The sequence below is a fragment of the Streptomyces sp. NPDC096040 genome (assembly GCF_040303265.1).
In the GTDB taxonomy this organism is placed as follows: domain Bacteria; phylum Actinomycetota; class Actinomycetes; order Streptomycetales; family Streptomycetaceae; genus Streptomyces.
On the sequence record NZ_JBEOTA010000036.1, the window covers coordinates 57939 to 71733 of the forward strand.

Sequence of the window (13795 nt, forward strand, 5' to 3'; positions counted from 1 at the left end):
TCAGCTCAACTCCGAGTCGATGAACCGGAAGATCTCTTCGTCGCTCGCGGCCCCGAGCTGCTCGGTGACCGACTCGCGGTCGCCGTCGGCGCGCGGGGTCAGCCGGCCGACCAGTCCTTGTAGCCGGGTCAGCGCCCGCCGCCGGTCGTCCTCGCCGGACACCTCGGCAAGCACTCCGGCCAGCCGGTCGAGTTCCTCGTCCAGCGAGCCGACGGCGGCCGCGGCCGGCACCACCAGCTGCCTGCGCAGGTGGTCTGCGAGTCCGGCGGGGGTCGGATGGTCGAACACGGCACTGGCCGAAAGGCGTACGCCGGTGGCCGCGCCGAGCCGGTTGCGCAGGTTGACCGCGGCCAGTGAGTCGAAACCGAGGTCGGTGAACGGCCGTCCGGTGGGCAGGGCGTCCGGGTCCCGGTGCCCGAGTACGACGGCGACCTCCCGGCGTACCAGCTCTACGAGTTCGCGCTGCTGGTCGGCCTCGGGCAGCGCGCCGAGCCGGTCGGCGAGCGGGGACTCGGCGGCGTCCGGTTCGCCGGTTACGGCGGTGAGCGCGTCCCGTACCTCGGGCAGGTCGCCCAGCAGCGGGCTGGGCCGGGCGGCGGTGAACGCGGGTGCGAAACCGGCCCAGTCCACGTCGGCCACGGTCACGTTGGTGTCGGCGTGCCGCACCGCGTCGGCCAGTGCCGCGAGCGCCTCCTGCGGGGGCAGCGCCAGCACGCCCCGGCGGCGCAGTTCCTCACGGCGCCGGGCCTCGGTGTCGGCGTCCGCCGCACCGAACCCGGCGCCCTCCCATGGTCCCCAGGCGACGGCGGTGGCGGGCAGCCCGTGGGCCTGCCGGTGCTGCGCCAGCGCGTCGAGGTAGGCGTTGGCCGCGGCGAACGCGCCCTGTTCGCTGCCGCCCCAGGTGGCCGCGACGGAGGAGAAGAGCACGAACGCGTCCAACTCGCCGGTGAGCCGGTGCAGGTTGGCCGCGCCGCGCACCTTGGCGTCGAGGGTGGCGGCGACTTCGGCGAGGTCCGTGCCGGCCAGCGGGCCGGAGCGCAGCGTGCCCGCGGTGTGCACCACGGCTGTCAGCGGTGTGTCCGCCGGGATCGCGGCGAGCAGGTCGGCGAGCGCGGTTTCGTCGGCCGGGTCGCAGGTGCTGACGGTGACCGGGACACCGAGGTCGTCCGGCGCGCCGGCGGCCGGGTCGTCGGAGGTGAGGACCAACGCCTGTGCGCCGTTGCCGGCCAGCCAGCGGGCCACCGGCAGCCCCATCGGGCCGAGGCCGTCGGTGACCAGCACGGTGCCGGTGGGCTGCCACGGCCTGGCCGGGGTGCGCCCGCCCAGCGGGGCGTGCGCCAGGCGCGGCACCAGCACCCCGGTGTCGCGTACGGCGGCCTGGTCCTCGGTGCCGGCCAGCAGCGCTGCCAGCCGGTCCAGCCCACGGCCCGGGTCCTCGGGCAGGTCGACGATGCCGCCGAACAGTTTCGGTTGCTCCAGTGCGAGGGTGCGGCCCAGGCCCCAGAGCATGGCCTGTTCGGGGTGCGGCAGCCGGTCGGCCGGGGTGGCGCCGACCGCGCCGGAGGTGACCAGCCACAGTGCGGTGCCGGTGTCGGCGAGGGCGCGCACCAGGTCGAGGGTGGCGGCCAGTCCGGCGGGCACGGCGGGGTGGTCCGGGTGCGGGCCCTCGGCCAGGCCGAGCAGCGAGACCACCCCGGTCACGGTGCCGGCCTCGGCCGCGGCGGTGCCCTGGTCGACCACGCGGGCCTCGGCCCCGGCGCGGGTGAGCACGGCGGCGCAGTCCTCGGCCAGGACCGGGGTGTCTGGGCCGACCACCAGCCAGGTGCCGCTCAGCACCGCCTCGGTGGCCTCGACGGGCCGCCAGCCCACGGTGTAGCGCCGGCTGTCGGTGGTGGCGGTCGCTTCCTGGGCGGCGCGCCAGGCGGCCAGTCCGGGCAGGACCTCGGCGAGGGGTTCAGCGGGCACACCGAGCAGGTCGGCCAGTGCCTTGGGGTCGGCAGGGTCGACCGCCGCCCAGAACGTGCCGTCCGCCGCGTCGGTGCCGGTGTGCTCCGGGGCGGAGAGCCAGTAGCGCTGCCGTTGGAAGGCGTAGGTGGGCAGGTCCGGCAGCGCGGGCCGGGTGCCGTCGAAGGCGGCGGAAAGCCGTACCGGCAGCCCGGCGACCTGGGCCTCGGCGACGGAGAGCAGGAAACGGTCGAGGCCGCCCTCGTCGCGGCGCAGCGAGCCCACGACGGTCACCTCGTCCAGCGTCTGGTCGATGCCGGGCGTCAGCACGGGGTGGGGGCTGACCTCCACGAAGCCACGGTGGCCCTGCTCGGCCAGGGCGCGCACGGCTGCTTCGAAACGAACGGTCTGACGGAGGTTGCGGTACCAGTACTCCGCGTCCAGCACGGCGGGCTCGACCCAGTCGGCGGTGACCGTGGAGAACATCGGCACGTCCGCCGCACGCGGGCGCACCTCCGCGAGGGCCTCGACCAGTCGTGCCTCGATGCGCTCGACCTGCGGGGAGTGGGAGGCGTAGTCCACCGCGATACGACGGGCCCGTGTGCCTTGCTCCTCACAGTCGGCCAGCAGTCGGTCCAGGGCCGCCGGGTCACCGGAGACCACCGTGGAGGCGGAGCCGTTGACCGCGGCGACCGTCACACCCGAGGGCAATATGGCGGTCACCTCGTCGGCGGGCAGCGTCACTGACGCCATCCCGCCGAGTCCGGCCAGTTCCTCGGCGATCAGCCTGCTCCGCACGCAGACGACCAGCGCGGCGTCGCGCAGGGACAGTGCCCCCGCCACACACGCAGCCGCGATCTCCCCCTGCGAATGCCCCACCACCGCATCCGGCTCCACCCCGAACGACCGCCACAACGCCGCCAACGAAACCATCACCGCGAACGACACCGGCTGCACCACATCCACCCGCTCCAACGACGGCTCCCCCACCTCCCCCCGCAACACACCCAGCAGCGACCAGTCCACGAACTCACCCAACGCCGAAGCACACTCGCCCAACCGCTCCGCGAACACCGGCGACGACTCCAGCAACTCCACCGCCATCCCCGCCCACTGCGCACCCTGCCCCGGAAACACGAACACCGTGCGGCCGGTGGCCCCGGCCGTTCCGGTGGCGATGTGCGGTGCGGTGTCCCCGGCGGCCAGCGCGGTCAGTCCGCCGAGCAGGTCCTGACGGTCGGCCGCGACCACCACGGCACGGTGGGTCAGCGCGGAGCGTCCGGTGGTCAGGGCGGCCGCCAACTCGGGTATTCCGGCGTCCGGTTGGGTGGTCAGCCAGGTGCGCAGCCGGCCGGCCTGGGCACGCAGTGCGGCCTCGGTGTTGGCGGACAGCGGCACCGGCACCACTCGCCGGGGCGCCGGCTGCGGGGCCGGAACCTCCGGGGCCTGTTCGATGATCACGTGGGCGTTGGTGCCGCTGATCCCGAACGAGGACACCGCCGCCCGCCGCGGCCCCTGGCGCTCCGGCCACGGCCGCGCCTCGGTGAGCAGCCGCACCTCACCGGACGCCCAGTCCACGTGCGAGGTCGGTTCGCCGATGTGCAGGGTGCGTGGCAGCACCCCGTGGTGCATCGCCTGTACGACCTTGATCACGCCGGCGACACCGGCGGCGGCCTGGGTGTGCCCGATGTTCGACTTCACCGACCCCAGCCACAGGGGCTGTTCGCGGTCGGCGCCGTAGGTCTCCAGCAGCGCCTGGGCCTCGATCGGGTCGCCCAGCGCGGTTCCGGTGCCGTGCGCCTCCACCAGGTCCACGTCCGCGGGGGACAGTCGGGCGGCGGCCAGCGCGGTGCGGATCACCCGTTCCTGCGAGGGGCCGTTGGGGGCGGTGAGCCCGTTGGAGGCGCCGTCCTGGTTCACCGCCGAGCCGCGCAGCACACCCAGGACGCGGTGGCCGTTGCGGCGCGCGTCGGACAGCCGCTCCACCACCAGCAGGCCGACGCCCTCGGACCAGACGGTGCCGTCCGCGTCCGCGGAGAACGCCTTCACCCTGCCGTCGGCCGCCAGTCCGCGCTGCCGGGAGAACTCGATGAAGGTGCCGGGGGTGGACATCACGGTCGCGCCGCCGGCGAGCGCCATGGAGCACTCCCCCGCCCGCAGCGCCTGCGCCGCGAGGTGCAGGGTGACCAGCGAGGAGGAGCAGGCGGTGTCGACGGTGACCGCGGGGCCCTGCAGGCCGAAGGTGTATGCGATCCGGCCGGAGGCGACGCTGCCCGCGGTGCCCGCGCCGAGGTAGCCCTCGACGTCCTGTGGGGTGCTGGGGAGCCGGGTGGCGTAGTCGTGGTACATGACGCCGACGAACACGCCGGTGTCGGTGTCCTGCAGTGACAGCGGGTCGATGCCGGTGCGTTCCAGTGCCTCCCAGGAGGTCTCCAGGAGCAGCCGCTGCTGCGGGTCCATGGCGAGGGCCTCGCGCGGCGAGATCCCGAAGAGGCCCGCGTCGAACTCGGCTGCGTCGTGGAGGAATCCGCCCTTGGTGAGGTAGGTGCGCCCGGCGCGGTCGGGGTCGGGGTCGTAGAGCTGCTCGGTGTTCCAGCCGCGGTCGGTGGGGAACGGCGAGATGCCGTCGCCGTCCGCGGTCACCAGCCGCCACAGGTCCTCCGGGGAGCGCACTCCGCCCGGGTAGCGGCACGCCATGCCGATGATGGCGATCGGTTCGTCGGCAGGGCCGGTGCGGCTGGGTGCGGTGGGCGCCGGGGCGGCGGCCGCGGTGAGCCTGCGCAGCAGGTATGCGGCGGTGGCCGCGATGCTCGGGTGGTCGAAGGCCAGCGTGGCGGGCAGCGTCAGTCCGGTGCCGGCGGCCAGCCGGTTGCGGAGTTCCACCGAGGTCAGCGAGTCGAAGCCGAGGTCGGTGAAGGCGCGCCGGTCGCCCAGTTCGGCCGCGTTGCCATGGCCGAGGGTGGCGGCGACCGCGGTACGCACGGTGTCGTGCACCAGCCTGCCGCGGGCGGCCTCGTCGATCCCGGCGAACGCCGCCTGGAGCGTGCCGGTGCCGGTGGCGCGGCGGGCCGGGACACGGACCAGTCCGCGCAGCACCGGGGCGGGCGGGACGGTGCGGGCCTGCTCGCGGAGCGCGGCCAGGTTCAGCCGGACCGGGACGGCCAGGGCGTTCTCGCCGGGTACGGCGGTGTCGAACAGTCGCATGCCCTCGGCCGGTTGGAGCGGCACCACACCGAGGCGTTCGATGCGCTGCCGGGCGGTGCCGTCGGCCGTGTCGCCCATGCCTCCGGCCCACAGGCCCCAGGCCAGCGACACGGCGGGAAGGCCTGCCGATCGGCGGCGGGCCGCGAGGCCGTCGAGGACCGCGTTGGCGGCGGCGTAGTTGCTCTGCCCGGGGCTGCCCAGGATCCCGGCGGCCGAGGAGAACAGCACGAACGCGGCCAGGTCCTGATCACGGGTCAGTTCGTCCAGGTGCAGTGCGGCGTCCACCTTGGGCCGCAGCACACGGTCGACGCGCTCGGGGGTCTGCGCGGCGAGCATCCCGTCGTCCAGCACTCCGGCGGCGTGCACCACGGCGGTGAGCGGGTGCGCGTCGGGGATGCCGGACAGCACCGTGGCCAGCGCGCCCCGGTCGGCCACGTCGCAGGCCACCACCTCGGCGGTGGCGCCGAGTTCGGCGAGATCAGCGACCAGCTCCGCGGCGCCGGGGGCGTCGGGGCCACGGCGTCCTGTGAGCAGCAGGTGCCGTACGCCGTGCTCGGCGGCGAGGTGCCGGGCCAGCACCGAGCCGAGCGCGCCGGTGCCGCCGGTGATCAGCACCGTGCCCTCCGGGTGCCATACGGCGGGCTCGCCGGCACCGGCGCGGACCAGCCGGGGCACGAGCACCGCGCCGTCCCGGACGGACAGTTGGGGCTCGCCGGTGGCCAGGGCCACGGGGTCGGGCAGGCTGCCGTCGCTGTCAAGGAGCACGATCCGGCCCGGGTGCTCCGACTGCGCGGAGCGGGCCAGGCCCCAGACGGCGGCGGCGCCCAGGTCGGCGCCGTCGGTGGCTCCGTTGGTGCGCAGTGCGAGTGTGGTGCCGGCGAACCGTTCCTCGGTCAGGAACGCGCGCAGCAACGCCAGCACCCGGTGGGTGGCGGTGGCGATCGCGGCCGGGTCGTTCCCGGCGGCGGGCAGCGCGGCCAGCAGCCACTGCCCGGGGTCGGTCACCGCGGTGAGGTCGAGGTCGGCGCCGAGCCGGACGGGCGGGGGGTCTTCGGTGCCGGTGCTCGGCTCGGCCGGGGAAGGGCCCGCGGCGTCCGTGCGCACCGGCGTCCAGTCCACCGTGTGCAGTGCCTCGGTCCCGGAGTCCTGGGCGCTCAGTTCGGCGGGGATCGGGCGCAGTGCGAGGCTGTCCGCGGTGAACACCGGGGCGCCGTAGCCGTCGTACGCCGCGATGGCGAAGCCGCCGTCGGCCGGGGTCAGCCGCACCCGTAGCGAGTCCGCGCCGGGCTGCCGGACGGTCACCCCGGTCCAGGCGAACGGCAGGGCGGCCGTGGTCGCCTCCGGGTCGGTGGCCATCGCGTGCAACGCGGCGTCCAGCAGCGCCGGGTGCACCCCGAAGCCGGTGGGCTCGGCCGGCTCGGGCAGGGCGACCTCGGCGTACAGCTCCGCGCCGTGCCGCCAGACCCGGCGCAGGCCCTGGAACACCGGTCCGTAGGCCAGGCCACGGTCGGCCAGCAGCTCGTACAGCCCGCCCGGACCATCCCACTCGGTCCCGGTCGCCTCGGACGCCTCGGCCGGCGGCCACTCGCCCAGCGGCGGCGCGCTGTCGTCCGCCGGTTCGACGGTGCCGGTGGCGTGCCTGGTCCACGGCTCGTCGGTGGTGCCCGCTTCGGCCCGGGAGTACAGGGTCACCGCCCGGCGGCCCTGGTCGTCGGGCGTGCCGAGCACCAGTTGCAGTGCGGCGCTGCCCCGCTCGGGCAGTACCAGCGGCGCGTGCAGGGTGAGTTCGGTGATCCGGCCGCAGCCGAGTTCGTCCCCGGCGCGGGCGACGAGTTCGACGTACGCGGTGCCGGGCAGCACGATCCGGCCGGCCACGACATGGTCGGCCAGCCAGGGCTGAGCGGTGGTGGACAGCCGCCCGGTGAACAGCACCCCGGCGCCGTCCGCGAGCGTGACGGCAGCGCCGAGCAGCGGGTGCCCGACGGTGCCCAGGCCGGCCACGCCGGCGTCGGCAGCCGTTTCGCCGGTCATCCAGAACCGGCGGTGCTGGAACGGGTAGGTGGGCAGCGGAACCGGCGTCGGCGCGCGGCCTTCGGTGACCGCCGCCCAGTCCGCGGAGATGCCGTGCACATGGAGCCGGGCCAGTGCCTCCAGCAGGGCAGGGATCTCGTCCCGGCCGTCGCGCAGGGTGGGCAGCACGACCGTTCCGGCGGTGGGTTCGCCGTCGGGTTCGGTCGGGCTCAGGCAGTCGCGGGCCATCGCGGTCAGTGCCGCGGCCGGGCCGATCTCGACGAACGCGGTGGCCCCGGCCTCGGCCAGGGCGCGCACCGCGGGCAGGAACCGTACGCCGTCCCGGACGTTGGCCACCCAGTGCTCCGGGTCGGTGATCTCCCGCTCGGACAGCGGTGCCCCGGTCACCGTGGACACGACCGGCAGCCGTGGCGCGGTGAACGGGATGTCGGTGACGATCTCCCGGTACTCGGCCAGGATGCCGTCCACGTGCGGGGAGTGCGGTGCCATGGTGACCCGCAACCGGCGGGTACGGCGGCCTCGTTCGCGCCAGTGCGCACCGATCTCGGCGACCGCGTCGGCGTCGCCGGACACCACCACCGCACTCGGGCCGTTGACGGCGGCCAGCCGCACCTGCCCGGCGTACTCGGCCAGCAGCGGGGCGAGTTCGGCCTCGGTGGCCTGGACGGCGACCATCGCGCCGCCCGCCGTGGCCGCCGCCATCAGCCCGCCGCGGGCGGTGACCAGCGTGGCGGCGTCGGGCAGGGTGAGCGCCCCGGCTATGTGTGCGGCGACGATCTCGCCGACTGAGTGGCCGGCCACCAGGTCCGCGCGCAGGCCCCAGCTCTCGGTGAGCCGGACCAGCGCGACCTCCACGGCGAACAGCGCGGCCTGGGTGAAGTCGGTACGGTCGAGCAGGGCGGCCTCGGGGCTGCCCTCGGCGGCGAACAGCACCTCGCGCAGCGGCCGGGGCAGGTGCCGGTCGAGTTCGGCGCACACCGCGTCGAACGCCTCGGCGTAGGCGGGGAACTCGGCGGCCAGTTCGCGGCCTGCCCCCAGACGCTGGGAGCCCTGGCCGGGGAACAGGAAGGCCAGTTTCCCGGCGTCGGCGGCGGAGCCGGTGACCACGTCGGCGTCGGGGGTGCCGTCGGCGAGGGCGGCCAGTCCGGCGTGGGGACCGGTCAGTCCGGTGTGGGCACGCCCGGCGTGGAGACCGGTCAGCAGCGCGGCCCGGTGCGGGTGCGCGGCTCGTGTGGTCAGCAGCGAGTGGGCCAGCGCGGCCGGTTCGACGTCCGGGTGGTCGCCGAGGTGGGTCAGCAGCCTGGCCGCCTGTGCGCGCAGGGCCGTCTCGGTACGGGCGGAGAGCACGGCCGGCAGCGGCAGGGGCGTCCGGGCCGGCGGCTCGGGCAGTGCCTCGGCCGGGGCCTGCTCGATGACGATGTGCGCGTTGGTGCCGCTGACGCCGAACGAGGACACCGCGGCGCGGCGGGCCCGGCCGGTTGCCGGCCAGGGCCGTGCCTCGGTCAGCAGGGTCACCGCGCCGGAGGCCCAGTCCACGTGCGGGCTGGGCTCGCCGACGTGCAGGGTGCGGGGCAGCAGCCCTTCCCGCAGGGCGAGGACCATCTTGATGATCCCGGCGACACCGGAGGCGGCCTGGGTGTGCCCGATGTTGGACTTGACCGACCCGAGCCACAGCGGCTCGCCGTCCCGGCCCTGGCCGTAGGTGGCCAGCAGAGCCTGGGCCTCGATGGGGTCGCCGAGGGTGGTGCCGGTGCCGTGCGCCTCCACCGCGTCGACGTCCCCGGTGGACAGTCCGGCCGCGGCCAGCGCGGTGCGGATCACCCGCTGCTGGGACGGGCCGTTGGGGGCGGTGAGCCCGTTGGACGCGCCGTCGGAGTTGACCGCGGAGCCGCGCACCACGGCCAGTACCGGGTGCCCGGCGGCGCGTGCGTCGGAGAGCCGCTCCACGAGCAGCATCCCCGCGCCCTCCGACCACGAGGTGCCGTCGGCGGCGGCCGAGAACGACTTGCAGCGGCCGTCGGCGGCCAGGCCGCGCTGCCGGGAGAACTCCACGAACAGGCCGGGAGTGGCCATCACGGTGGCGCCGCCGGCCAGCGCCAGGTCGCACTCGCCGCGGCGCAGCGCCTGGGCGGCCAGGTGCAGGGCCACCAGCGAGGACGAGCAGGCGGTGTCCACGGTCAGGGCGGGGCCCTCCAGGCCGAACGCGTAGGCGAGCCGGCCGGACGCGACGCTGGCCGCGCTGCCGGTGAGCCGGTACCCCTCCACTCCCTCGGCGGCGTGGTGCAGCATCGGGCCGTAGTCCTGGCGCATCACGCCGACGAACACCCCGGTCCGGCTGCCGCGCATCGCGGTCGGGTCGATCCCGGCGTGTTCGAAGGTCTCCCAGGAGGTCTCCAGGAGCAGCCGCTGCTGCGGGTCGGTGGCGAGCGCCTCGCGCGGGTTGATGCCGAAGAAGTCGGCGTCGAAGTCGGCGGCGGCGCGCAGGAATCCGCCGTGCCGGGTGTAGGACGTGCCCGGCCGGTCGGGATCGGCGTCGAACAGCGAGTCCAGTTCCCAGCCGCGGTCGGCCGGGAACTCGGTGATGCCGTCACCACCGTCGAGCAGGAACCGCCACAGCTGTTCCGGGGAGCGGATGTCCGACGGGAACCGGCAGGCCATGCCGACGATCGCAATGGGCTCGTCGGTGCCGGCACCGGAACCGGCCGGGGTCGGCGCGGCCGGGGCTGCCGTTTCCCCGGGCGAGTCCTGGCGCAGGTGCCCGGCGACCGCGGCCGGGGTCGGATAGTCGAACACCAGGGTGGCGGGCAGGGCGGTGCCGGTGGCCGCGGTGAGCCGGTTGCGTAGTTCCACCGCGGACAGCGAGTCCACACCGAGCGCACGGAACTCGGCCTGCGGGTCGACGGCGTCGGCGTCGGCGTGGCCGAGGACGGCGGCCGTCTCGGCACGCACCAGCGTCAGCAGTTCCTCGGCGGTGAGCTGGGCAGGTCGGGTGACTGTACCGGGTCCGGTGGCCTCGGCGGTACGACGCCGAGGGCCGCGTATCAGGCCGCGCAGCAGCGGTGGCAGCAGCGCGGGGTCGGCGGTGCGCAAGCGGACCTTGGCCGGTAGCAGCACCGGTTCGTCGACGGCGAGCGCCGTGTCGAACAGTGTCAGCCCCTCCTCGGCGGAGAGCGCCTGCACTCCGGCGCGAGCCATCCGGGCCAGGTCCGCCGCCGAGAGTTCGCCGGTGATACCGCTGGGCGGGGCCCAGAGCCCCCAGGCCAGCGACTGGGCGGGCAGCCCGGCGGCGCGTCGCCGGCCGGCCAGTGCGTCGAGGCAGGCGTTGGCGGCGGCGTAGTTGGCCTGGCCGGGGCCGCCGAGGGTGCCGGTGGCCGAGGAGAACAGCACGAACGCGGCCAGATCCTGGCCACGGGTCAGCTCGTCCAGGTGCAGCGCGGCGTCCACCTTGGGCCGCAGCGTGGCGGCCAGCCGCTCCGGGGTGAGCGCGGTGAACAACCCGTCGTCGGAGACCCCGGCCGCGTGCACCACGGCGGTGAGCGGGTGTTCGGCGGGTATGCCGACCAACAACGCTGCCAGGTCCTCCCGTTCGGCGGCGTCGCAGGCCACCACGCGTACATCGGCGCCGAGTTCGGTGAGCTCGGCCTCCAGTTCGGGGGCGCTGCCACGGCGGCTGGTCAGCAGCAGGTGCCGTATGCCGTGCTCGCGTACCAGATGGCGGGCGACCAGCCCGCCGAGGGTGCCGGTGCCGCCGGTGATCAGGGCGGTGCCCCGGGGGTCGAGTCGGCGGGGCAGGGTGAGCACCAGTTTGCCGTTGTGCCGGGCCTGGCTGAGGAACCGGAACGCGTCCACCGCGCGGGACACCGGCCACACGGACGGCGTCGGCGCGGTCAGCGCGCCCGCCGCGAACAGCTCCAGCACCGCGACCAGCAGCCGCTGCATCTCCCGCGGCGGCAGCTGCATCAGGTCGTACGGCAGGTAGTCGATGTCCGGGAAGTCGGCCGGGTCACGCAGGTCGGTCTTGCCCATCTCCAGGAACCGGCCACCGGGGCGCAGCAGTCCCGCCGAGGCGTCGACGAACTCCCCGGACAGCGAGTTCAGTACGACGTCGACCGGTCCGAACCTCGCGGCGAAACCGGTGTCCCGCGAGGAGGCGATATGCGCGTCGTCCAGGCCGAGTTCGCGCAGCACCTGCCACTTGCCCTCGCTCGCGGTGCCGTAGACCTCGGCGCCGAGGTGCCGGGCCAGCTGTACGGCGGCCATGCCGACGCCGCCGGCCGCGGAGTGGATCAGCACCTTCTCCCCGGCCCGCAGCCCGGCGAGTTCGACCAGGCCGAGCCGGGCGGTGAGGTGTGCGATCGGCATGGCGGCGCCCTGCTCGAACGTCCAGCCGTCCGGAACCGGTGCCACGGCCGCCCGCTCGGCCACCGCGACCGGGGCGAACGCGTCACCGAAGAGGCCGGTGACCCGAGTGCCCGGAGCGAGGTCGGTGACGTCGGCGGCGACCTCGATGACCACACCGGCGCCCTCGCCACCGAGAGCCACTTCACCGGGGTACATGCCGAGGGCGATGAGCACATCACGGAAGTTCAGCCCGGCGGCCCGCACCTCGATACGCACCTGACCGGGCCCCAGCGGGGCCGCCGCGGCCGGGGCGGGCACCAACGCGAGGTTGTCCAGGGTGCCCGGGCGGGTGACGGCCAGCCGCCAATGCGGCTCCACGGGCGGCACCAGGCCGGGCCTGACCAGCCGGGGTGTACGCAACAGGCCTCCGCGCAGAGCGAGTTCGGACTGCTCAGCGACCGGCACGGCGGACAGTGCGCGGCGGGACTCGCCGGTGTCGTCGAGGTCGGCCAGCACGATCCGCTCGGGCTGTTCGGCCTGCGCGGCGCGCAACAGCCCCCACACCGCCGCGCCCCCGGGGTCGGCCGGGGGGTCGGCGGGTTCGGTGGCGACCGCCCCGGTGGTGACCACGAGCAGCCGAGCGGGCGCCGCGCTGTCGGCCAGCCAGTCCTGCACCTGCCGCAGCACGGTCGAGGTGACCTCTTCGACGGGCTGCCCCACCGGAACGACCAGCACGGTGAGGTCGGCGGCGTCGTCACCCGCGAGGTCGACCCCGGTGGCCCGCAGGTCGGCGGCCAGGGACTCGGGCGGCGTACCCAGCACCGCCCACCGACCGACGGCCGGTCCGGTGGGGGCCGGGACGGTGTCCCAGTCCAGCCGGAACAGGGAGTCCCGGGGTACGCGGCTCGTTCCCTGTCCGGTGGCGGCACGGAGGGTGAGCGACTCGACGGAGGCGACCGGAGCACCGGCGCCGTCGAACAGGTCCAGTGCGAAGGCGCCCTCGCCGGCGGGGGCGAGCCGCACCCGCACCGCGGCTGCTCCGGCGGCGTGCAGCCGAACCCCGGCCCAGGAGAACGGCAGCCGCGCGGTGCCGGTGTCGTCGGTGAGCGCGAGCGCGTGCAGGGCCGCGTCCAGCAACGCGGGGTGCAGCGCGAACGCGCCCGCGCTGTCGCGGAGTTCATCGGGCAGGGCGACATCGGCGAAGATCTCGCCGCCGCGCCGCCAGGCAGCCCGCAGCCCCTGGAACGCCGGGCCGTAGCCGAGGCCGCGAGCGGCGAGATCGGCGTAAGCGGCATCCACGGCTACCGGGGTAGTGTCCCGCGGCGGCCACACCTCTTCGGCGGCGACGGCTTCGTGCGGGCCGACGGCGAGGGTGCCGGTGGCGTGCAGCGTCCACGGCTCGTCCTCGGACGCGTCCTCCGCCAGTGAGTAGATCTCCAGGGCGCGCCGGCCGGAGTCCTGGGCCTCACGGACGGCCAGTTGCAGCCGGACCGCACCCGCGTCGGTGAGCACCAGCGGCGCTTGCAGCACGAGTTCCTCGACCCGGTCGCAACCGACACGGTCGGCGGCCTGCACCGCCAGCTCCACGAACGCCGCGCCGGGCAGCACGATAGCCCCGGAGACACGGTGGTCGGCCAGCCAGGGCTGGGAAACCACCGAGAGCCGCCCGGTGAGCAGATAGGCGTCGGACCCGGCCAGCGCGGTGGCCGCACCGAGGAGCGGGGTCCCGGCCGGGAGCAGCCCCGAGGCGGCGAGGTTGCCGCTGGGTGCTGATTCCAGCCAGTAGCGGCGGTGCTGGAAGGCGTAGGTCGGCAGGTCGACCCGGGCCGCGGCGGGCAGATACGACGCCCAGTCGACCGTACCGCCATGCGCATGCAACCGCGCCAACCCGACCGCCACAGCCCGCACTTCGGGCTGCTCGCGGCGGAGTAGCGGGATGAAGGCCGCGGCCGCGTCCTCCGCCAGGCAGTCCGGTCCTACAGCGCTCAGCGCGGCGTCCGGACCGACCTCCACGAACCTCGTCACACCCTGCGCATGCAAATGGGCGACCGCGTCGGCGAAGCGGACCGTGTCCCGGACGTTGCGCACCCAGTAATCGGCGTCCACCGGCGCCGCATCGATATCCACGGTGGACACGAAGGGAATACTCGGCGCGGCGAAGGTGACACCGGCGATCGCCTCACGGAACCGGTCCAGCACCGGCTCCACCAACGGCGAATGGAAGGCATGGCTCACCCTGAGCCTGGTGTTGCGCCAGCCCCGTTCCTTCGCCCGC

At 75.1% G+C, this 13795-nt stretch carries 1 protein-coding gene; it reads right to left on the reverse strand.

Translation table 11 applies throughout. From position 1 onward, the window contains the following. Positions 1-13795: type I polyketide synthase (locus ABTY98_RS35595; protein WP_352225247.1), on the reverse strand; the 13795-nt coding region annotated here is incomplete at its 5' end.